Source organism: Pseudomonas sp. BN411, from assembly GCF_029871235.1.
GTDB lineage: Bacteria > Pseudomonadota > Gammaproteobacteria > Pseudomonadales > Pseudomonadaceae > Metapseudomonas.
The window spans coordinates 198,266-218,973 of record NZ_SSOM01000073.1 but is presented as its reverse complement, the minus strand read 5'-3'; the positions used below and the strand labels follow the sequence as shown (position 1 = coordinate 218,973).

The window sequence follows — 20,708 nt, the reverse complement described above, 5'->3', positions numbered from 1 at the left end:
TTGTTCAGTCCCGCACGAGTAGCGACGGCGGGCAGCGCTGATACCAGCGCGAGGCCTGCTCGTAGGCGTGGGCCAGTTGCAGCACGGCCATGTCGGCCTGGTGCCGGCCGATGATCTGCAAGCCCATGGGCAGACCCTGTTCATTGAAGCCCACCGGCACGTTGGCCACCGGGCAACCGGACAGGGTGGCCGGGATCACCACTTCCATCCAGCGGTGGTAGGTGTCCATCGACTTTCCAGCGATCTCTTTCGGCCAATCCCAGGTCTTGTCGAACGGGAACACCTGGGCGCTGGGCAGCAGCAGGTAGTCGTAGCGCTCGAACAGCTTGCTGATGGCGCGGTACCAGTCGCTGCGTGCGGCGGAGGCGCGGAACACGTCCACGGCCGAGAGTTTCAGGCCGTTCTCCACTTCCCAGATGGCCTCGGGCTTGAGCTGCTCGCGCTTGGCCGGATCGGCGTAGGCCGCGCCCAGGGAGCCGGCGACCATCCAGTGGCGCAGGGTGCGCCAGGTGTCCCAAAGGCGCTCAGCGGAGAAGCCCAGCGCGGAGTCTTCGACCTGGCAGCCGATGGCTTCGAAATCGGTGAAGGACTTGCGGCACAACTCCAGCACCCCGCGCTCCATCGGCAGGTGGCCGCCCAGGTCGCCCAGCCAGCCCAGGCGCGCGCCCTTGAAGTCGCGTTCCAGGCTGCCGGCAAACTGCTCGCCGGATTCAGCGATGGACAGCGGTGCACGCGCATCGAAGCCGGCCTGCACCGACAGCAGCAGCGCCACATCGCGCACGCTGCGGCCCATGGGGCCTTCGTAGCCGAGCTGGTCGATGAACAGGTCAGCGCTGTCGTCGAAGGGCACGCGGCCCTGGGACGGACGGAAGCCGACGATGTTGTTGTAGGCCGCCGGGTTGCGCAGTGAGCCCATCATGTCGCTGCCGTCGGCCACCGGCACCATCTGCAGGGCCAGCGCCGCCGCCGCACCGCCACTGCTGCCGCCGGCCGTGCGCTCCGGTGCATAGGCGCAGCCGGTGGTGCCGAAGATCGGGTTGTAGCTGTGCGAACCCAGGCCGAATTCGGGGGTGTTGGTCTTGCCGATGATGATCGCGCCGGCAGCCTTGATGCGCTCGACCATGATGCCGTCGCGCTCGGGCACGTAGTCGCGGAACAGCGGCGAGCCGAGGGTGGTGCGAATGCCTCGGGTCAGCGACAGGTCCTTCACTGCATGCGGCAGGCCGTGCATCCAGCCGCGGTACTCGCCGCGCGCCAGTTCGGCGTCGCGCTGGTCGGCTTCGGCCAGCAGTTGCCCTTCGGGCTGCAGGCTGATGATGGCGTTGACCGCCGGGTTGTAGCGCTCGATCTGCGCCAGATGAGCCTGCATGACTTCGCGGCAGGACACCTGGCGCTGGCGGATGCGTTCGGCCAGCTCATGGGCCTGGAGCTGGACGAGTTCGTTGTTGTGCTTGTACTGGCTCATGGAGCGCGGCCTTTTTCATCAGGGCTTCCCGCAGGCGGGAAGGTTTAGTCGGGTTCAGCGGCCCCGCGCGATGGCGGGGCTTGTTGCGTTCTTCAGGCCGAGCGATGCCGCTGCGCCGAGGTGGTGCAGACGCACATCGCTATGCCGTGGTCCCGTGGCGGGATCAGCGCATCAGGTTGGTCCAGATCCGGTCGGCCAGACGGATCGCGCCTTCGCCGCAGGTCTTGCTGAACACCACCTTGGTGCCCTCGGGGATGTGCAGCTCGGGCGCATCCTTGAGGCTGGCGTCGAGGAAGGGTTCCACGCCCTTGATCGGGCTCTGGTGCTTGAGGAAGTTCTGGGTCATCGCCGCGTTTTCAGGCTGGCTGAGGAAGGCGATGAACTTCTTCGCGTTCTCCGGGTTCTTCGCCCCGGCCGGGATCACCAGGTTATCCACCCAGGCCATCACGCCCTCTTTCGGATAGAGGTACTTCAGGCTGGATTTCATTTCGCGCGCGCGCATCGACGAGCCGCCCCAGAACATCGACATGTCGACTTCGCCCGAGGCCAGGTTCTCGCGGATCGAGCCGGCCTTGGAGCTGTAGGTCTTCACGAAGCCCTTCTGGTTCTTCAGCAGGGTCAGCACCTGTTGCATCTGCTTGGGGTCCTCGCTGCACAGCGGGATGCCCAGGTAGAGGCTGGCGGTGTCGATCACTTCGCTGGAGGAGTCGAACATGTTGATCCTGCCCTGCAGCTCCTTGGGCGGAGTGAACAGCACCGAGTAGCTGTCGGCCGGACCGCTGTACTTGGCGCTGTCGAGCACCACGCTGGTGGTGCCCCAGATGAAGGGCACGGCGTAGGCACCTTCCGGGTCCCAGGTGGGTTTCTTCAGGTTGTCTTCGATATTCGCGTAGTACGGCTGATTGACCGGATCGAAGCGCTCCAGCAGTTTCTCCTGCACCAGGATCGGCACGAACTGGTGCGAGGGAATGGCCACGTCGTAGCCGGTGCCGCCCTGTTTCAACTTGGCCAGCAGGGTCTCGTTGGAGTCATAGGAATCCACGGTCACCTTGATGCCAGTTTCCTTCTCGAACTTCTCCAGGATCGGCGGCGAGAAGTAGCCGCTCCAGCTCACCACGTTCAGTTGTTCGGCGGCCTGTGCACCGGCGGCCAGGCCCAGCGAAAGCGTGGCCCCTACAGCAGCGATCAGTTTGCTCATGTTCAACTCCGAGAGTGGGCTCAGGCCTTTTTCTTGCCGAGCAGGTAGGACAGGGTTACGAACAGCACGGAAACGCCGAGGATCAGGGTCGAGACCGCATTCACGTCGGGCGTCACGCCCATCCGCAGCAGGCCGAAGATGAAGATCGGCAAGGTGGTGGTGCCGGCCTGGGAGACCATCATCGAGATCACGAAGTTATCCAGCGAGACGATGAAGGCCAGCATCAGCCCGGAGACGATGCCCGGTGTCAGCAGTGGCAGGGTGACCTTGCGGAAGGTCCGCCAGGGGCCGGCGTAAAGGTCGGCGGCAGCCTGTTCCAGGGACAGGTCCATGTCGTTCAGCCGGGCGCGGATCGGCAAGTAGGCAAACGGGATGCAGAACACCGTGTGGGCGATGATCAGGTTGCCGTAGCCCAGCGACAGGCCGAGGGTGGAGAACAGCGCCAGGGTAGCGACGCCGACCACGATCTCCGGCAGCACCAGCGGCAGCATGATCGCCCCCATGGACAGGCGCATGCCCTTGAACTTGGCCCCACGCGAAGTGCCGAGCGCGGCCAGGGTGGCGATCGCGGTGGCGATCACACTGGCGCACACGGCAATCAGCAGACTGTTGCCGGCGGCCTGGCGCAGCGCCTGGTTGGCGAAGGCGGCGCGGTACCAGTCGAGGCTGAAGCCGGTCCACACGGTGGCGGACTGGTTGGCGTTGAACGACAGCACCACCAGGACCACGATGGGCGCGTAGAGGTACAGGTAGAACAGGAAGCTCAGCCCGCCGAAGCCGGGGAAGTCCTGTACGCCGAGACGGCGCTTGAACAGCAGCGAAAGCATCATTCACCTCCCCGGGCGATGCGCAGGCGCTCGGCGCGCATCGCATAGAACATCAGCACCAGCATCACCGCGGCCATCAGCACCAGCGACAGGGCCGCGCCGAAGGGCCAGTTCCGCGCATCGCTGAACTGCCGGAAGATCAGGTTGCCGAGCATCATCTTGGTGCCGCCGCCGAGCAGCTCGGGGGCGATCATCGCGCCCAGGCAAGGCACGAAGGTGAGGATGGCGCCGGCGAGGATGCCCGGCCGGGCGATGGGCAGGACGACCTTGCGCAGGGTGCGGATGCGCCCGGCGTAGAGGTCCTGGGCGGCTTCGAGCAGGCGCATGTCCATCTTCTCCAGGGTCGAGTAGATCGGCAGCACCACGAAGGGCGCGTAGGTGTAGACCAGGCCCAGCAGCACAGCGCCGTCGGTGTACAGCAGGTCCAGCGGCTGGTGGATTACGCCCAGGCTCATCAGGGTGCCGTTGACCACGCCAGTGCCGCGCAGCAGCAGGATCCAGGCGTAGGTGCGGATCAGCAGATTGGCCCAGAACGGCACGGTGATCAGGAAGATCAGCAGGCCGCGCCGGTGCGCCGGCTGCATCGCCAACCAGACCGCCACCGGGAAGCCCACCAGCAGGGTGATGAGCGTGGTCGCAGCGGCGATGCCGATGGAGCGCAGCGCGATCACCAGGTAGGAGTCGGCAAAGGCCAGGCTGTCGTCCAACTGGCGCTCGAACAGCAATGACACGTAGGCGTCGATGCTGAACTGCTGGTTCACCCCGCCGTAGGGGTTGGCCTGCATCAGCGAGTAGGCGACCACGATGAAGATCGGCACGATCAGGAACAGCCCGATGGAAACCAACGCGGGCGACACGCCGAGGAAGCTGCGCAGCGCCTTGCGCCGCTCCAGCGAACCGCCGGTTGTGGATAACTCGTTCATGCTCACCCCCGCTCAGTCCACCAGGACGCTGGCGCTGCCCTTCTCGAACAGCAACCCGGCACGCTGCCCGGGCACCAGGCGCTGACGCTGGCCGGCGCTGTTGGGCGCGCGGACCGTCAGGCGAGTGCCGTCGGCAAGGCTGACCTGGTATTGCAGGTCGGTACCCAGGTAGATCTGCGCGACGATGCTGCACGGCGTCGCCGTCGGCGTGTCTTCGCTCACCAATTGCAGGCGTTCCGGACGGATCGACAGGGTGACCTCGGCGCCGACCCTCAGGCCCTCGCGACTACCGGCCTCGATCAGTTGGTCGCCGGCGATGCGGTAGTACGCGCGCTCATCAATGAAGTTCTCAACGCGGGCGGGAAGGAAGTTGGTCTCGCCGATGAAGTCGGCGACGAAGCGGTTACGCGGGCGCTCGTAGATTTCGTCAGGACGGCCGACCTGCTGCACCTCGCCCTCGGAGAGCACGGCGATGCGGTCGGACATGGTCAGGGCTTCTTCCTGGTCGTGGGTGACGAAGATGAAGGTGATGCCGGTCTTGGCCTGGATTGCCTTCAGTTCCTCGCGCATGGCCTGGCGCAGCTTGAGGTCGAGCGCCGAAAGCGGCTCGTCGAGCAGCAGCACCTTCGGGTGCGGCGCCAGCGCGCGGGCCAGGGCAACGCGTTGCTGCTGGCCGCCAGACAGCTGGGTCGGCTTGCGCTGGGCGAAGCGTTCCATCTGTACCAGGGCGAGCATCTCGCGGACGCGCTCGGCGATCTCCGCCTTGCCCATGCGCTTGCCCATCGGGTGGGATTCGAGGCCGAAGGCCAGGTTCTCGGCGATGGTCATGTGCGGGAACAGCGCATAGTGCTGGAACACCGTGTTCACCGGACGCTCGAATGGCGGGCGGTCAGCGATGTTCTCGCCGTACAGGCGAATTTCCCCAGCGGTGGGGAACTCGAAGCCGGCGATCATGCGCAGGAGGGTGGTCTTGCCGCAGCCGGAGGGGCCGAGCAGGGTGAAGAATTCGTTGTCGCGGATGTCCAGATCGACGCATTTCAGCGCGACGGGACCGCTGGCCGGATCGCCGTAAACCTTGCGCACGGAGCGGATCGAAACCGCTACCGTCTGCAGGCTATGCAGGGCACTCATGTGAAACCTCCGGTTCCTACCCCACTGGCGGGCGGGGGGTCTTGTAGTTGTTCTGGCAGGACTAGAGAAACGCCGGATGCAGCGCTGGCCGTGTTACCGGCTCCGATTGTTGTGGTGCTGCTGGGATGGATATTCGGAGAAAGCTGATTGAGCGAAAAGCTCAATTTTCTTACATTCGATATTAAAAAAATTAACAGCTCTCACCGAGGTCCAGACCCATGTCCATCCAGCGTCTTCCACCGCTCAATGCCGTCCGCGCCTTCGAGGCTGCCGCCCGGCTGGGCAGCTATGTCGCGGCCTCCAAGGTCCTTCACGTCACCCAGCCAGCCATCGGCCGTCACGTGAGGCTGCTGGAGGACTGGCTGGGCGTCCAACTGCTCGAACGCACCCCGCGCGGGGTGAGCCTGACTCCGGCCGGGCAGCGTTACTACGCGAAGATATCCACAGCCCTGCAGCAGATTGCCGACGCCGGCCACGAACTCGCCCCCGGCGGCGCGGCGCGCTGGCTGAAGATCATGGTGGTGCCGGCCTTCGCCAAACGCTGGCTGATGCCGCGCCTGGAATCCCTGCGCCAACAGCGACCGGGGATGAAGGTGGCGGTCGAACCCAACCCGACCTTCACCGAAGTGGACGGCAAGAGCGCCGACCTGGGCATCGTCTACGGTCTGCCGGGTGTCTACTCACAGTGCCACAGCACGCTGATCCGTCCGACGGTGTTCCCGGTGTGCTCGCCGTCCTACCTGGCCGAACAGGGCCCGCTGAACAGCGTCAGCGAGCTGGCACAGCACAAGCTGATCCATGTGGACGACGGCGAATGGTGGAATCTCTGGCTGTCCACCGTCGGCCTCTCGCTGCGGGTGAGTTCGGACGTGCTCTACGTCAGCAATGACCATGCCCTGTCGATGGCCGAGTCCGGCCACGGTATCGCCCTGGCCAACGCGGTACTGGTGAAGCACCAGTTGGCCGCCGGCACCCTGGTACGCCCGCTGGCGGAGGAGGTGCAGCTGGAGAGTTACCAGCTGCTGCTGCCCCCGGGTCCGGTGAGCGCCGATGTGGAGTGGTTCGAAGGCTGGATCCGTGCGGCGCTACAGGAGGAATTCGCAGCTCCGACGCCAGGCAGTTGAATCAGCCTCGCGGGGCGTAGGCGAAGACGTCGGCGCGCATCTGGTGGGCATCCATCCCGGCCGCCACCAGGGCATCGAGGGTGGCGTACACCATCGCCGGCGAACCGCTGGCATAGACGTGCAACTGCTTGAGGTCAGGAAAGTCCTCACACACCGCTTCATGCAGCAGGCCACGACGACCCTGCCAATCACAGGGGTCGCTGACTACCTTGTGCAGGAACAGGTTTTCCAGGCCCTGCCAGTCTTTCCAATGGGCCAGTTCGTAGAAGTCGTCCGGCTGGCGCACGCCCCAGTACAGGTGCACCGGATGTTTGAAGCCGGTGGCGCGACAGTGTTCGATCAGGCTGTGTATCTGTCCCATGCCGGTACCGGCGGCGATCAGCACCAGGGGGCCATCGGGCAGCTCCGCCAGGTGGGTATCGCCGAAGGGCATCTTCACCCTGGCGATGCCGGTGCGCTGGAGTTGCGCGAGCAGTGCCTTGGCGCTGTTCTCACGTCCGAGGATGTGGAGTTCGATGTCCCGCCCGGCAATCGGCGCCGAGGCCATGGAGAACGCCGAAGACTCACCACTGTCACGTTCGATCAGCAGGTACTGCCCGGCGTGATAGCGCGGCGGTTTACCGGCCGGCGCGCGTAGGCGCACGCGCCAGACGTCGCCACCCACTTCCACGCATTCGCTGACCTGGCAGCTCATGTCCCGCACCGGCAGTTCGCCCGGGGCCAGCACGCCATCCCAGTGCAGCACGCAGTCTTCCAGGGGCTCGGCCAGGCAGGTGAACAACTCACCCTGGCTCAGCTCGGCACCGTTCTGGCGTACCCGCCCTTCCACCAGCAGGGCCGCGCAAACATGGCAGTTCCCGTTGCGGCAGCTCTGAGGGCACTCGTAGCCGAGCCGGCGCGCCGCATCCAGGATGCGCTCGTTGGGAGCCGTCTGGATGACCGCGCCGGAAGGTTGCAGGGTGACACGCATCAATCGATTCCCAGAGAAGACCAGAGCTCATCGACGCGGCGCTTGACCGCTTCGTCCTGGACGATCACCCGACCCCATTCGCGGTTGGTCTCGCCCGGCCACTTGTGAGTGGCGTCCAGGCCCATCTTCGAACCGAGGCCGGAGATGGGCGAAGCGAAGTCCAGGTAGTCGATCGGCGTGTTGTCGATCATCACCGTGTCGCGCTTGGGGTCCATGCGCGTGGTGATGGCCCAGATCACGTCGTTCCAGTCCCGCGCATTGACGTCGTCGTCGGTGACTATGACGAACTTGGTGTACATGAACTGTCGCAGGAACGACCAGACACCCAGCATTACGCGCTTGGCGTGGCCCGGGTACTGCTTCTTCATGGTCACCACCGCCATCCGGTAGGAGCAGCCTTCCGGCGGCAGGTAGAAGTCGACGATCTCCGGGAACTGCTTCTGCAGTATGGGCACGAAGACTTCGTTCAGCGCCACGCCGAGGATGGCCGGCTCATCCGGCGGCCGGCCGGTATAGGTGCTGTGGTAGATCGGCTTTTGCCGGCGGGTGATGCGCTCAACGGTGAACACCGGGAAGCTGTCCACCTCGTTGTAGTAGCCGGTGTGGTCGCCGTAGGGACCTTCGTCAGCCATTTCGCCGGGGTGGATCACCCCTTCGAGGACGATTTCGGCACTGGCCGGCACCTGCAGGTCGCTGCCGATGCACTTCACCAGTTCGGTGCGGTTGTCCCGCAGCAGGCCGGCAAAGGCGTACTCGGACAGGGTGTCCGGTACCGGGGTCACGGCGCCGAGGATGGTCGCCGGATCGGCCCCCAGGGCCACCGCCACGGGGAACGGTTCGCCCGGGTGCTTCGCGCACCATTCGCGGTAGTCCAGCGCGCCGCCCCGATGGCTCAGCCAGCGCATGATGACCTTGTTGCGGCCGATCACCTGCTGGCGATAGATACCGAGGTTCTGCCGCTCCTTGTTCGGGCCACGGGTGACGGTCAGGCCCCAGGTGATCAGCGGGGCGACGTCGCCCGGCCAGCAGGTCTGCACCGGCAGCCTGGTGAGGTCGACGTCATCGCCCTCCTCCACCACTTCCTGGCAAGGGCCATCCTTCAGCACCTTGGGTGCCATGGCGATGACCTTCTTGAAGATCGGCAGCTTGGACCAGGCGTCTTTCAGGCCCTTGGGCGGCTCGGGCTCCTTGAGGAAGGCCAGCAGCTTGCCGATTTCACGCAGCTCGCCGACATCCTCGGCGCCCATTCCCAGGGCGACGCGGCCGGGGGTGCCAAAGAGGTTACCGAGCACTGGGATATCGAAGCCGGTGGGCTTTTCGAAAAGCAGCGCCGGCCCCTGCTTGCGCAGGGTGCGGTCGCAGATTTCGGTCATTTCCAGCACAGGCGAAACCGGAGTGGCGATGCGTTTGAGCTCGCCACGCTGTTCCAGGCCGCTGATGAATTCGCGCAGATCGCGATACTGCATGCTTGAGCCTCTTGGGGCGTGCAGGTCGGGGCGCAAAGTTTAGCGCCGAACTGGGTTATTCAGAAGGACAAAGGGCTAGTGCAGAAACGCAAAAGCCGGGTTTCCCCGGCCTTTGCGGCACATCCAAGACTTACTTGCGCTTCATCGACAGGAAGAATTCGTCGTTGGTCTTGGTGTCTTTCAGCTTGTCGATCAGGAACTCGATGGCGGCGATCTCGTCCATCGGGTGCAGCAGCTTGCGCAGGATCCACATGCGCTGCAGTTCGTCTTCGGCAGTCAGCAGCTCTTCGCGGCGGGTACCGGACTTGTTGATGTTGATGGCCGGGAACACGCGCTTCTCGGCGATGCGGCGGTCCAGCGGCAGTTCCATGTTGCCGGTGCCCTTGAACTCTTCGTAGATGACTTCATCCATCTTCGAGCCGGTTTCGACCAGCGCAGTGGCGAGGATGGTCAGCGAGCCGCCTTCCTCGATGTTGCGGGCGGCACCGAAGAAACGCTTGGGCTTCTCCAGGGCGTGGGCGTCGACACCACCGGTGAGCACCTTGCCGGAGCTCGGGATCACGGTGTTGTAGGCACGGGCCAGGCGGGTGATGGAGTCCAGCAGGATGACCACATCCTTCTTGTGCTCGACCAGGCGCTTGGCCTTCTCGATCACCATCTCGGCAACCTGCACGTGGCGGGTCGGCGGCTCGTCGAAGGTGGAGGCGACCACTTCGCCGCGCACGGTGCGCTGCATCTCGGTCACTTCTTCCGGACGCTCGTCGATCAGCAGGACGATCAGGTGGCACTCGGGGTTGTTGCGGGTGATGTTGGCCGCGATGTTCTGCAGCATGATGGTCTTGCCCGCTTTCGGCGGGGCGACGATCAGGCCGCGCTGTCCCTTGCCGATCGGCGCGCAAAGGTCGATCACACGGCCGGTGATGTCCTCGGTGGAGCCGTTGCCGGCTTCCATCTTCAGGCGCTCATTGGGGAACAGGGGAGTCAAGTTCTCGAACAGGATCTTGTTCTTGGCGTTCTCAGGGCGATCGAAGTTGATGGAATCGACCTTGAGCAACGCGAAGTAACGCTCGCCTTCCTTCGGAGGACGAATCTTGCCGACTATGGTGTCGCCGGTTCGCAGGTTGAAGCGACGGATCTGGCTGGGCGAGACGTAGATGTCGTCGGGGCCGGCCAGGTAGGAAGAGTCGGCGGAGCGCAGGAAGCCGAAGCCGTCCTGGAGAATCTCCAGCACGCCGTCACCGGAGATCTCCTCGCCGCTCTTCGCGTGCTTCTTCAGCAGGGCGAAGATGATGTCCTGCTTGCGCGAGCGGGCCATGTTCTCCAGGCCCATGGCGTCGGACATTTCCAGAAGTTCGCCAATCGGCTTTTGCTTGAGTTCGGTCAGATTCATAGGAATGACGTTGGTAGAAAAAGGAGAAGGGAAAGCGTTTAGCTTTTTAGGCCGCGCCGCAAAGAAGGCGACAGGATCGCTGTGCTTATTCGAATTAGGAGTGCGTCGGCGACGGCGTGGAGGGCTGCAAGAACGAGCAGCGGTCCGAATGTAACACCGGCGCAACGGGGAGTCTAGTGCAGTCCAATGAAAAAGCCCCGCATTTCGCGGGGCTTCTCCGGGACGCTTCAGATACTGTTCCGGCGGCGCTGGAGGCCGCGCGGAATCAGATGTTGGCGTCGAGGAAGGCGGCCAGCTGGGACTTGGACAGGGCGCCTACCTTGGTGGCTTCGACGTTGCCGTTCTTGAACAGCATCAGGGTCGGGATGCCACGCACGCCGTACTTCGGCGGAGTGTCCTGGTTTTCGTCGATGTTCAGCTTGCAGACTTTCAGTTTGCCCTGGTAGTCCTTGGCGATTTCGTCGAGGACCGGAGCAATCATCTTGCAGGGACCGCACCACTCGGCCCAGTAGTCGACCAGCACCGCGCCGTCGGCCTTGAGCACGTCCTGCTCGAAGCTGGCATCAGAGACGTTGGTGATGAATTCGCTCATGGAAGGATCTCTCCGTGTTCGGAAGCAAAAAAGTGGAGCCATCATATCCCGGCTTTCCTGGGACCGAAAGCCAGTGGTGATTGAGCTTTGCTATGGCGGCATCGGGTAAAACTGATGGATGCGTCCACCGGCGTCAATCCGGCTACCGGTCAGGATGCCAGGCTGGCGGACAATCGGAACCGGCAACGCGCGACTGTCATATCCCACCTATAGTGTGGACAGCCAGTCATTCGCCAGAGAAAGCCGCCTCCATCCCACTGCTCCAGACTCGCGCCACATTGGTACGAACGTACCTCTATTCGCATTGGCTCGACCGGACAACCGTGGCAGGATTGCGCGGTTCAGCCTCGAGACCCGAAACCATGCCGCAAAAGCCTGCCGAAATCCCGTCCCTGATCGCCGCCATCGACCTCGGATCGAACAGCTTCCACATGGTGGTAGCCAAGGTCGACCATGGTGAGATCCGCATCTTGGAACGGCTTGGCGACAAGGTCCAACTGGCAGCCGGCCTGGACGAAGAACGCAACCTCAGCGAAGAGTCCATGCTGCGCGGCCTCGAATGCCTGCGCCGCTTTGCCCAGATGATCGCCGGCCTGCCGGAAGGCGCGGTACGCATCGTCGGCACCAACGCCCTGCGCGAGGCGCACAACCGCGCCGAGTTCATCCGCCGCGCCGAAGAAGTCCTCGGACACCCGGTGGAAGTCATCTCCGGTCGCGAAGAAGCGCGCCTGATCTACCTGGGCGTCTCCCACACCCTGCCGGACACACCCGGTCGCCGCCTGGTGGCGGACATCGGTGGCGGCAGTACCGAATTCATCATCGGCCAGCGCTTCGAATCGCAACTGCGAGAAAGCCTGCAGATGGGTTGCGTCAGCTACACCCAACGCTACTTCCGCGACGGCAAGGTCACCCCGGCGCGCTATGCGCAGGCCTACACTGCCGCGCGTCTGGAGCTGATGGGCATCGAGTACAGCCTGCGCCGCCTCGGCTGGCAGGAGGCCGTCGGCGCCTCCGGCACCATCCGCGCCGTTGGCCTGGCAATCCAGGCCGCGGGGCTCGGCAATGGCGAGATCAACCCGGAGGGCCTGGCCTGGCTCAAGCGCAAACTGTTCAAGCTCGGCGACGTGGAAAAAATCGACCTGGACGGCATCAAGCCGGACCGCCGCCCGATTTTCCCGGCTGGCCTGGCGATCACCGAAGCCATCTTCGAAGCCCTTGATCTCACGCGCATGACCCATTCCGAAGGCGCCCTGCGCGAAGGCGTGCTCTACGACCTGCTGGGCCGCCACCACCACGAGGACGTTCGCGAGCGCACCCTGAGCGCACTGATGGAGCGCTGCCACGTGGACCTGGAGCAGGCCGCGCGGGTCGAAGCCAAGGCATTGGCAGCCCTGGAGAAAGTCGCCGACAGCTGGGGGCTGGAAGATGACTGGCACCGAGACCTGCTGCTGTGGGGCGCGCGCGTGCATGAAATCGGCATGGACATCGCCCACTACCACTATCACAAGCACGGTGCCTACCTGATCGAGCACTCGGACCTCGCCGGCTTCTCCCGCCAGGACCAGCTGATGCTGGCGCTGCTGGTGCGTGGCCATCGCCGCAACATCCCCAAGGACCGCTTCGCCGAGTTCGGCGAGGAAGGCGTGAAGCTGCTTCGCCTTTGCGTACTCCTGCGCTTCGCCATCCTGTTCCACCACATCCGCGGCACCTCGGCCATGCCAGAAGTGAAGCTCACGGCAACCGACAACACACTCCAGGTCCAATTCCCGCAAGACTGGCTAGAGGCCAACCCGCTGACCCAGGCGGACTTCGAGCAGGAAGCCGAGTGGCTGAAGCGCATCGACTTCGAACTGAAGGTGAGCTGAGTACTCGGCAATCGGTGGAAGGCAAACGCTTTCCACTGGGCCGCTGGCAAGTTATCCACAGCACGAAAAGAAACGGGGCCCGAAGGCCCCGTTTTCATGTCCGCGTTCAGCGTGCGCTGATTGGCGGGTTGGTCAGCTTGTCCAGCAGGGTCGCCTGGGCGTTGCGCGAGTTCTGGTTGCCGCTCGGGCTGTTGCGCAGGTAACGGCCATCCGGCTGCAGCACCCAGCTCTGGGTGTTGTCGCTGATGTAGGCCTCGAGCTCCTTCTTCACGCGGGTCAGCAGCTTCTTGCCTTCCACCGGGAAGCAGGTCTCCACACGCATGTCGAGGTTGCGCTCCATCCAGTCGGCGCTGGAGAGGTACATCTTCTCGTCGCCGCCATTGAGGAAGTAGTAGATCCGGCTGTGTTCGAGGAAGCGGCCGATGATCGAGCGCACCTGGATGTTGTGCGACACGCCGGGGATACCCGGGCGCAGGCAGCACATGCCACGGACCACGAGGTCGATACGCACGCCGCTCTGGCTGGCCTTGTACAAGGCGCGGATGACCTTGGGATCGGTCAGCGCGTTGACCTTGACCATGATGTGCGCCGGCTTGCCTTCGCTGGCGTGCTGGGCTTCGCGGGCGATCATGTCGAGCAGTGTCTTCTTCAGGGTGAAAGGCGCGTGCAGCAGCTTCTTCATGCGCAGCGTCTTGCCCATGCCGATCAGCTGGTTGAACAGCTTGTGCAGGTCCTCGCAGAGCGCATCGTCCGCGGTGAGCATGCTGTAGTCGGTGTACAGGCGCGCGTTGCCGGCGTGGTAGTTACCGGTGCCCAGGTGGGCGTAGCGGCGCAGCTCACCGTTCTCGCGACGCAGGATCAGCATCATCTTGGCGTGGGTCTTGAAGCCCACCACGCCATAGATCACCACGGCGCCGGCCTGCTGCAGGCGGCTCGCCAGCTGCAGGTTGGATTCCTCGTCGAAACGCGCACGCAGTTCGATCACCGCGGTGACTTCCTTGCCGTTGCGCGCCGCTTCCACCAGGGAGTCGACGATCTCGGAGTTGGCGCCGGCGCGGTAGAGGGTCTGCTTGATCGCCAGGACGTTCGGGTCCTTGGCGGCCTGGCGCAGGAAGTCCACCACCGGGGTGAAGGATTCGAAGGGGTGCAGCAACAGGATGTCCTGCTTGCCCACGACGCTGAAGAGGTTTTCGGCCTTCTGCAGCAGCTTGGGGATGACCGGCGTGAACGTCGGGTGCTGCAGTTCCGGATGGCTTTCCAGACCGGTGATGCTGAACAGACGGGTCAGGTTCACCGGGCCGTTGACCTGGTACAGCTCGCTCTCGCCCAGGTTGAACTGCTTGAGCAGGTAGTCCGAGAGGTTCTTCGGGCAGGTGTCCGCCACTTCCAGGCGCACCGCGTCGCCGTAGCGGCGCGAGAAGAGTTCGCCACGCAGCGCGCGGGCCAGGTCGTCGACGTCTTCGGTGTCCACCGAGAGGTCGGCGTTACGGGTCAGGCGGAACTGGTAGCAGCCTTTCACCTTCATGCCGGGGAACAGGTCATCGGCATGGGCGTGGATCATCGAGGACAGGAAGACGAAGTTGTCGCCCGGTCCACCGATGTCTTCCGGCACGCGGATGACGCGCGGCAGCAGGCGCGGCGCGGGGATGATCGCCAGGCCGGAGTCGCGGCCGAAGGCATCCACGCCTTCCAGCTCGACGATGAAGTTCAGGCTCTTGTTCACCAGCAGCGGGAACGGGTGCGTCGGGTCCAGGCCGATGGGGGTGATGATCGGCGCGATCTCGTCGCGGAAATAACGACGCACCCAGGCCTTCAGCTTGGCGGTCCAGTAGCGGCGGCGAATGAAGTTGACCTGATGCTTGGCCAGCTCCGGCAACAGGATGTCGTTGAGGATGCTGTACTGGCGGGTGACCTGCTCGTGCACCACTTCGCTGATGCGCGCCATCGCCTGATGCGGCAGCAGGCCGTCGGCGCCGGCCTGTTCGCGAGCAAAGGTGATCTGCTTCTTCAGCCCCGCGACGCGGATCTCGAAGAACTCGTCGAGGTTGCTGGAGAAGATCAGCAGGAACTTCAGGCGTTCGAGCAACGGATAGGACTCATCCAGCGCCTGCTCCAGCACGCGGATGTTGAACTGCAGCTGGGACAGTTCGCGATGGATGTACAGGCTGGTGTCATCCAGGCTCGGCACCACCAGCGGCGCCGGCACGGGCGCCGTGGCAGCAGGCACCGCGTCGACGACAGGGGCCTCGGGGGCCGGAGGAGCCACCGGAACTTCGGTGGCCTCCGTCAGGGGTTCGAGCAAAGCGCTGGGGTTGAGTCCTTCAGTGTTCATCTGCAGTTCCTGGGGGGAGATCAGGCTCCCGTCTTGAGCATTTCTGCGGCGCGTACGGCGAAATAGGTGAGGATGCCATCGGCGCCGGCGCGTTTGAAGGCCACCAGGGATTCGAGGATGACTGCGTCGCTCAACCAGCCGTTCTGGATCGCCGCCATGTGCATGGCGTACTCACCACTGACCTGATAGACAAAGGTCGGCACGCGGAATTCATCCTTCACCCGACGAACGATATCGAGGTAAGGCATGCCCGGCTTGACCATCACCATGTCGGCGCCTTCGGCCAGGTCGGCCGCGACCTCGTGCAGGGCTTCGTCGGTGTTGGCCGGGTCCATCTGGTAGCTGGCCTTGTTGGCCTTGCCGAGGTTGGCGGCGGAGCCGACCGCATCACGGAAGGGGCCGTAGTAGGCGCTGGCGTACTTGGCCGAGTAGGCCATGATGCGCACGTTGGGGAAATCCGCGAGTTCCAGGGCTTCGCGAATGGCCTGGATGCGGCCGTCCATCATGTCCGAGGGGGCCACCACCTGGGCGCCGGCTTCGGCGTGGGACAGCGCCTGCTTGACCAGCGCATCGACGGTGACGTCGTTCTGCACGTAACCATTCTCGTCGAGGATGCCGTCCTGGCCGTGGGTGGTGAACGGGTCCAGGGCCACGTCGCTGATCACACCCAGCTCCGGGAAGCGGTCACGCAGGGCGCGGATGGCGCGCTGGGCGATGCCGTCGGGGTTCCACGCTTCGGCGCCGTCGAGGGATTTCTTCTCCAGCGGAGTCACCGGGAACAGCGCCAGTGCCGGAATGCCCAGCTCGACCCAGGCCTCGGCTTCCTTGAGCAGCAGGTCGATGGACAGGCGCTCGACGCCAGGCATCGAGGACACGGTTTCGCGGCGGTTCTCACCGTCCAGCACGAATACCGGGAGGATCAGGTCGTCGACGGTCAGGACGTTTTCACGCACCAGGCGGCGGGAGAAATCGTCACGGCGGTTGCGGCGCAGGCGGGTTGCGGGGAACAGGCGGTTGGCGGGGGTAAAGCTCACAGCAGACTCCAGGGCCCGGAACGGACGCAGTGTGACAAATATAAGGGCCGATTATGACCGAATGGTAACAATCCGGGACAGCGACCCGCGGTCGCGTCGACCGCTGGGGAGGTAGATGGGCATTGTCCGCGGTCAATCTGATGGCATTCGGCACCGGTCGGAGCTTTTCCCGGGGCGCCATCCCGGTTAGGCTTCGCGTTCATTTCGCTGCGCACCCCAACCATGCTGCAACAATTTCTCCAGGATTTCGGCTACTTCGCCCTCTTCCTCGGCACCTTCTTCGAGGGTGAGACGATCCTGGTCCTGGCCGGCTTTCTTGCCTTCCGGGGCTACATGGACATCAACGCCGTGGTGGCCACGGCGTTCTTCGGCAGCTATGCCGGCGACCAGCTCTGGTACTACCTGGGCCGCCACAAGGGCCGTCAGATCCTTGCGCGCAAGCCGCGCTGGCAAGCCATGGGCGACCGCGCACTGGCGCACATCCGCCGCCACCCGGACATCTGGGTCCTGAGTTTCCGCTTCGTCTACGGTCTGCGCACCGTGATGCCGGTGGCCATCGGCCTGTCCGGCTATCCGCCGCTGCGCTACCTGATCCTCAACGGCATCGGCGCCCTGATCTGGGCCCTGGCCCTGGGCTTCGCCGCCTTCCACTTCGGCGCCGTGCTCGAAGGCATGCTCGGCAACCTCAAGCGCTACGAGCTGATGGTCCTCGGCGGCCTGCTGGCCATCGGCGGCCTCCTCTGGCTGAGGCGCCGCCTGCGCAACAACGGCAGGAAAGCCTGATCAGACGGCCAGCGCCGCCTCGCGGCGCGGCAGGCCGAACAGCGCAAGCAGACTGACCAGGCTGTACAGCCCCAGCAGTCCCCACCCCATCGCCCCCATCGGCAACAGCCCGAGCGCTGCGCCCGCCCAGAGCGCCGGCCAGTTCAGCGCCAGCCGCGCCAGCTCCAGCCAGCGCGCCCAGGGGCGGTTCTCCAGCCAGGTACCAATCGCGTAGAGGCCGAAGGCCATCCACGCCCAGGCCAGCCAGAGTCCGGTAAGCGACGCCTTGTCGCCAGTGCCCAGCAGCCAGGTGCCGGCCACCACGTAGAGGGCGAACTGCAGCCCGGCGTACCACTTCTGCGCACGGCCCAGGGGCACCTCGAACTTGATGAAGCGCGACAGGTCGGGCTTGGCCTGTGGATAACGCTCGGCCACGTCCGCCGGGCGCCAGCCGGTGCGCATGAACCAGATGCGCAGCTTGTCCCAGCGGGATTCGGCGCGTACCGCGTCGCGCCAGAGCTGCACGTAGAACTGCAGGTTGGCCCAGAGCGGGTTCCAGCTGGCCAGCGGCGTGGTCACGCCGAAGATCACCGGCTCTTCGTCCAGCTCCTCCTGGAAGGTGCCGAACAGGCGGTCCCAGAGAATGAACACGCCACCGTAGTTGCGATCCATGTACACCGGGTTCTGCGCATGGTGGACACGATGGTTGGACGGGGTGATGAAGATCCACTCCAGCCAGCCGAGCTTGGGCACATGGCGGGTATGCACCCAGAACTGGTAGAGCAGGTTCAGCGCGCCCACCGTGAAGAACACCAGGGGCGGCACGCCGGCGATGGCCATCGGCAGGTAGAAGATCCAGCCGAAGAGAAAGCCCGTGCTGGTCTGGCGCAGGGCGGTGGAGAGGTTGTACTCCTCGCTCTGGTGGTGCACGGAATGAGCGGCCCAGAGCACGTTGCGCTCATGGCCCAGGCGGTGGTTCCAGTAGTAACAGAAGTCATAGAAGACGAAGGCCAGCAACCACACCCACAGGCTACTGGCGGACATCTCGAAAAGCGCCAGGTGCTGCCAGGCGAAGGTGTAGGTCAACAGCCCCACCACCTTGGTCAGCAAGCCGCTGGTGGTCGACAGCACGCCGGCGCTCAGGCTGTTCAGGGCGTCGGCGGTGCGATAGCTGCTCCTTCCGCGCAGGCGGTCGGCGATCAGTTCGATACCGATCAGCAGGAAGAAGAAAGGCACGGCATAAAGGACATAGTTCATGGGGCAGCCTTGTCGTCGTTCTTGTCCGGTGACCCACAGGCGGCGAAGGGGGTTGGCGCGGTGCTCGCGACCCGATTCCCCGGCCTGCTAGGATTGCTCGTCAGGGTCTGTCCGATACGCCGCCGCGCTGGCGGCATTCGTCCAGTACCCGGGATGCTACTCTCGCAACCAGCCTTCCCCCTCGGCATGGCGTGCCAACCCAAGCGGCATATGACGACAGCATGCGCAAACTCCTGAAACCCGCCCTGATCGCCCTGCTTCTCCTGGCCTGCGCGGCCTTGCTCGGACTCTATCCCTATCGTGCTGCGCTGCTGCCGCAGACCGCCGACCTGCCGGCGGCAGAACAGCGCCTGGCGCCGCACCTCAGCCTGTTCACCCCGGAGGGCACCGGCCCCTTCCCCACCGTGCTGGTGTTCCACGGCTGCAGCGGCCAGAGCGCGCTGTTCATGCGCAACGTGAAAAGCTGGCTGCTGCCCGCCGGTTACGCCGTGATGTTCGTCGACAGCCATGCCGCGCGCGGCATCGAAGACTGGCGGCCGGTGTGCGACGGCAAACGCCTGTGGGGCAATGAACGCGCCATCGACGTCTACGCTGCCCTGGCGCTGGCTCGGCGCAATCCGGCCATCGACAGCGACAGGCTGGCACTTCTCGGGTACTCCCACGGCGGCTGGACCATCCTCGACGCGCTCTCCTACGACGGCAGCGCCGGCCACGGATTCCCGGCCACCGGCAAGGGCGCGCTGGCCGGCGTGCGCGGCGTGATCACCTATTACCCCTACTGCGGCTTCCCCGCCCACCTACGCGACGGCCTCGGACACAACGCCCCGGTGCTGATGTTCCTTGGCGGCAAGGACCACGTCACCGACCACCAGCAATGCCTCTCGGCCCTCGACCAGCTCGCTGGCGATCGCCTGCAGCTGGTGCAGTACGGCAATGCCGATCACGTCTTCGACCAGCGCAGCGACCTGAATACCTATCAACCCGGCCCGGCCCAGGATGCCCAGCAACGCGCACTGGCGTTCCTGCGCGAGAACCTCGGACCGGCCCAATGACCTGGAGATGTCCATGACCAAGAAAGTTGCCGTGATCCTGTCCGGCTGTGGCGTTTACGACGGCGCGGAGATCCACGAGAGCGTGATCACCCTGCTGCGCCTGGACCAGCGCGGCGCCAAGGTCCAGTGCTTCGCCCCGAACATCGCGCAGCACCACGTGATCAACCACACCACCGGCGAAGAGATGCCGGAAAGCCGCAACGTGCTGGTGGAATCGGCGCGCATCGCCCGCGGCGAAATCAAGGATGTGCGTGAACTGGCCGCCGCCGACTTCGACGCCCTGATCGTTCCCGGTGGATTCGGCGCGGCGAAGAACCTCTCCGACTTCGCCATCAGCGGCGCCAACTGCATCGTGCAGCCCGACGTGCTGGCCGCGGCCCGCGACTTCGCCGAGGCCGGCAAGCCTGTGGGGCTGATCTGCATCGCTCCGGCGCTGGCGGCGAAGATCTACGGCGAAGGCGTGACCTGCACCATCGGCAACGATGCCGGCACCGCCGCCGCCCTGGCCGAGATGGGCGCCCAGCATGTCGACTGCGTGGTCGCTGAAATCGTGGAAGACCACAAGCGCAAGCTGGTGACCACCCCGGCCTACATGCTCGCGCAATCGATCAGCGAGGCCGCCGCCGGCATCTACAAACTGGTGGACCGGGTGCTGGAACTGGCCCACTGATGTCCCCGAGCGGGCGGCTCCAGCCGCCCGCTTCGTGTCGATCCGGCCAATCCGCCCGCCTCTCCCGCCGTCCCCCTTGGCACCTTTGCCGCAACTAGGGCAGCGTCGGGCCATCGATGCTCACAGGAGGCGCCATGAGCCAGACCGACTTCATCCTCACCCCGGAACTGCAACAGGCCGTCGCCGGGTTCTTCGAGCGCATTCCCTTCAATCGCGTACTCGGCATCCAACTTGGAGAGATGACCACCGAAAAGGTGGTGATGCACCTGCCGATGAAGGACGAACTGATCGGCAACTTCGTCCACGGCATCCTCCACGGTGGCGTGATTTCCAGCCTGCTCGACGTGGTAGGCGGCGCCATGGCACTGATCGGCGCCTTCGAGCGGCACCAGCACTTATCCACAGCTGAGCGCATGGAGCGGCTGTCCAAACTCGGCACCATCGATCTGCGCATCGACTACCTGCGCCCCGGTCGGGGCCGGCACTTCACCGCCACCGCCGTGCTGCTGCGCTCGGGCAACAAGGTCGCCGTGGTGCGTTCGGAACTGCACGCCGACGACGGCACCCTGGTGGCGGTGGGTACCGGCACCTACCTCTGCGGTTGAGCGTCCGGGCGCAGACGGCCGCCCGACATCCAGTTGCGGCTGGGT

At 64.8% G+C, this 20,708-nt stretch carries 18 protein-coding genes; 6 read left to right on the top strand and 12 right to left on the bottom strand.

Annotated elements, in window-relative coordinates:
- Positions 1-4: 4 nt before the first annotated feature.
- The 5 genes from E8F06_RS19070 to E8F06_RS19050 all read right to left on the bottom strand — a co-directional run bounded on the left by E8F06_RS19070 (position 5) and on the right by E8F06_RS19050 (position 5,544).
- The gene (locus E8F06_RS19070; RefSeq protein ID WP_280370050.1) at positions 5-1,465 is read right to left on the bottom strand and encodes an amidase; all 1,461 of its coding nucleotides are present in this window, start codon (positions 1,463-1,465) and stop codon (positions 5-7) included.
- Between the two features lie 163 nt (positions 1,466-1,628).
- Entirely contained in the window at positions 1,629-2,663 is a 1,035-nt protein-coding gene (locus E8F06_RS19065) for an extracellular solute-binding protein (RefSeq protein WP_280370048.1), read from the bottom strand.
- 20 nt (positions 2,664-2,683) lie between these two features.
- The gene (locus tag E8F06_RS19060; protein WP_190829730.1) at positions 2,684-3,490 is read right to left on the bottom strand and encodes an ABC transporter permease; all 807 of its coding nucleotides are present in this window, start codon (positions 3,488-3,490) and stop codon (positions 2,684-2,686) included.
- Positions 3,490-4,413 (bottom strand): ABC transporter permease, encoded by a 924-nt coding sequence (locus E8F06_RS19055; protein ID WP_280370045.1) that lies wholly within the window; start codon positions 4,411-4,413, stop codon positions 3,490-3,492. The genes E8F06_RS19060 and E8F06_RS19055 overlap by 1 nt, the downstream gene beginning before the upstream one ends.
- A 12-nt stretch (positions 4,414-4,425) precedes the next feature.
- Complete coding sequence (locus tag E8F06_RS19050; protein WP_280370043.1) at positions 4,426-5,544, bottom strand: ABC transporter ATP-binding protein; 1,119 nt, start codon at positions 5,542-5,544, stop codon at positions 4,426-4,428.
- A 218-nt stretch (positions 5,545-5,762) separates the two neighbouring features.
- On the opposite strand from E8F06_RS19050, the gene E8F06_RS19045 reads away from it, so the two are divergent.
- Entirely contained in the window at positions 5,763-6,668 is a 906-nt protein-coding gene (locus E8F06_RS19045; protein WP_280370041.1) for a LysR substrate-binding domain-containing protein, read from the top strand.
- A 1-nt stretch (position 6,669) separates the two neighbouring features.
- Here the strand turns inward: E8F06_RS19045 and E8F06_RS19040 are convergent, their stop codons facing one another.
- The 4 genes from E8F06_RS19040 to trxA all read right to left on the bottom strand — a co-directional run bounded on the left by E8F06_RS19040 (position 6,670) and on the right by trxA (position 11,086).
- Positions 6,670-7,638, bottom strand: a complete 969-nt coding sequence (locus tag E8F06_RS19040; RefSeq protein ID WP_280370039.1) for a CDP-6-deoxy-delta-3,4-glucoseen reductase — start codon at positions 7,636-7,638, stop codon at positions 6,670-6,672.
- Positions 7,638-9,104, bottom strand: a complete 1,467-nt coding sequence (gene ubiD / locus E8F06_RS19035; protein WP_151138251.1) for a 4-hydroxy-3-polyprenylbenzoate decarboxylase — start codon at positions 9,102-9,104, stop codon at positions 7,638-7,640. The genes E8F06_RS19040 and ubiD overlap by 1 nt, the downstream gene beginning before the upstream one ends.
- Before the next feature lie 130 nt (positions 9,105-9,234).
- Positions 9,235-10,494, bottom strand: coding sequence for a transcription termination factor Rho (gene rho, locus E8F06_RS19030; RefSeq protein ID WP_190829340.1), 1,260 nt, complete (start codon positions 10,492-10,494; stop codon positions 9,235-9,237).
- Positions 10,495-10,759: 265 nt separating this feature from the next.
- Complete coding sequence (trxA, locus tag E8F06_RS19025) at positions 10,760-11,086, bottom strand: thioredoxin TrxA (protein ID WP_044873156.1); 327 nt, start codon at positions 11,084-11,086, stop codon at positions 10,760-10,762.
- Between the two features lie 362 nt (positions 11,087-11,448).
- Here trxA and ppx point away from each other — a divergent pair, with 362 nt between their 5' ends.
- Positions 11,449-12,951 carry an exopolyphosphatase gene (gene ppx / locus E8F06_RS19020; protein WP_280370037.1) on the top strand — a complete coding sequence of 501 codons (1,503 nt, stop codon included), beginning with the start codon at positions 11,449-11,451 and terminating at the stop codon, positions 12,949-12,951.
- A gap of 106 nt (positions 12,952-13,057) precedes the next feature.
- Here ppx and ppk1 read toward each other — a convergent pair whose 3' ends face one another.
- Together ppk1 and hemB are read right to left on the bottom strand one after the other, a co-directional pair.
- The gene (ppk1, locus tag E8F06_RS19015; RefSeq protein WP_280370035.1) at positions 13,058-15,283 is read right to left on the bottom strand and encodes a polyphosphate kinase 1; all 2,226 of its coding nucleotides are present in this window, start codon (positions 15,281-15,283) and stop codon (positions 13,058-13,060) included.
- 20 nt (positions 15,284-15,303) lie between these two features.
- Positions 15,304-16,317, bottom strand: a complete 1,014-nt coding sequence (gene hemB / locus E8F06_RS19010; protein ID WP_280370033.1) for a porphobilinogen synthase — start codon at positions 16,315-16,317, stop codon at positions 15,304-15,306.
- Between the two features lie 222 nt (positions 16,318-16,539).
- Between hemB and E8F06_RS19005 the strand changes: the two genes are divergently transcribed.
- Positions 16,540-17,100, top strand: coding sequence for a DedA family protein (locus tag E8F06_RS19005; RefSeq protein WP_280370031.1), 561 nt, complete (start codon positions 16,540-16,542; stop codon positions 17,098-17,100).
- Here E8F06_RS19005 and E8F06_RS19000 read toward each other — a convergent pair whose 3' ends face one another.
- Positions 17,101-18,336 carry a sterol desaturase family protein gene (locus E8F06_RS19000; RefSeq protein WP_280370030.1) on the bottom strand — a complete coding sequence of 412 codons (1,236 nt, stop codon included), beginning with the start codon at positions 18,334-18,336 and terminating at the stop codon, positions 17,101-17,103. It lies immediately after the preceding gene.
- Between the two features lie 221 nt (positions 18,337-18,557).
- Between E8F06_RS19000 and E8F06_RS18995 the strand changes: the two genes are divergently transcribed.
- From E8F06_RS18995 to E8F06_RS18985, 3 genes are all read left to right on the top strand, one after another.
- Entirely contained in the window at positions 18,558-19,388 is an 831-nt protein-coding gene (locus tag E8F06_RS18995; protein WP_280370028.1) for a dienelactone hydrolase family protein, read from the top strand.
- Positions 19,389-19,401: 13 nt separating this feature from the next.
- Positions 19,402-20,058, top strand: a complete 657-nt coding sequence (gene elbB / locus E8F06_RS18990; protein ID WP_280370026.1) for an isoprenoid biosynthesis glyoxalase ElbB — start codon at positions 19,402-19,404, stop codon at positions 20,056-20,058.
- A gap of 134 nt (positions 20,059-20,192) precedes the next feature.
- The gene (locus tag E8F06_RS18985; RefSeq protein WP_280370024.1) at positions 20,193-20,663 is read left to right on the top strand and encodes a thioesterase family protein; all 471 of its coding nucleotides are present in this window, start codon (positions 20,193-20,195) and stop codon (positions 20,661-20,663) included.
- Positions 20,664-20,708: the final 45 nt, after the last annotated feature.

Coding starts and splice junctions, on each gene's coding strand:
- E8F06_RS19070 (WP_280370050.1), bottom strand. CDS start 1,465: ATGAGCCAGTACAAGCACAACAACGAACTCGTCCAGCTCCAGGCCCAT.
- E8F06_RS19065 (WP_280370048.1), bottom strand. CDS start 2,663: ATGAGCAAACTGATCGCTGCTGTAGGGGCCACGCTTTCGCTGGGCCTG.
- E8F06_RS19060 (WP_190829730.1), bottom strand. CDS start 3,490: ATGCTTTCGCTGCTGTTCAAGCGCCGTCTCGGCGTACAGGACTTCCCC.
- E8F06_RS19055 (WP_280370045.1), bottom strand. CDS start 4,413: ATGAACGAGTTATCCACAACCGGCGGTTCGCTGGAGCGGCGCAAGGCG.
- E8F06_RS19050 (WP_280370043.1), bottom strand. CDS start 5,544: ATGAGTGCCCTGCATAGCCTGCAGACGGTAGCGGTTTCGATCCGCTCC.
- E8F06_RS19045 (WP_280370041.1), top strand. CDS start 5,763: ATGTCCATCCAGCGTCTTCCACCGCTCAATGCCGTCCGCGCCTTCGAG.
- E8F06_RS19040 (WP_280370039.1), bottom strand. CDS start 7,638: ATGCGTGTCACCCTGCAACCTTCCGGCGCGGTCATCCAGACGGCTCCC.
- ubiD (WP_151138251.1), bottom strand. CDS start 9,104: ATGCAGTATCGCGATCTGCGCGAATTCATCAGCGGCCTGGAACAGCGT.
- rho (WP_190829340.1), bottom strand. CDS start 10,494: ATGAATCTGACCGAACTCAAGCAAAAGCCGATTGGCGAACTTCTGGAA.
- trxA (WP_044873156.1), bottom strand. CDS start 11,086: ATGAGCGAATTCATCACCAACGTCTCTGATGCCAGCTTCGAGCAGGAC.
- ppx (WP_280370037.1), top strand. CDS start 11,449: ATGCCGCAAAAGCCTGCCGAAATCCCGTCCCTGATCGCCGCCATCGAC.
- ppk1 (WP_280370035.1), bottom strand. CDS start 15,283: ATGAACACTGAAGGACTCAACCCCAGCGCTTTGCTCGAACCCCTGACG.
- E8F06_RS19005 (WP_280370031.1), top strand. CDS start 16,540: ATGCTGCAACAATTTCTCCAGGATTTCGGCTACTTCGCCCTCTTCCTC.
- E8F06_RS19000 (WP_280370030.1), bottom strand. CDS start 18,336: ATGAACTATGTCCTTTATGCCGTGCCTTTCTTCTTCCTGCTGATCGGT.
- E8F06_RS18995 (WP_280370028.1), top strand. CDS start 18,558: ATGCGCAAACTCCTGAAACCCGCCCTGATCGCCCTGCTTCTCCTGGCC.
- elbB (WP_280370026.1), top strand. CDS start 19,402: ATGACCAAGAAAGTTGCCGTGATCCTGTCCGGCTGTGGCGTTTACGAC.
- E8F06_RS18985 (WP_280370024.1), top strand. CDS start 20,193: ATGAGCCAGACCGACTTCATCCTCACCCCGGAACTGCAACAGGCCGTC.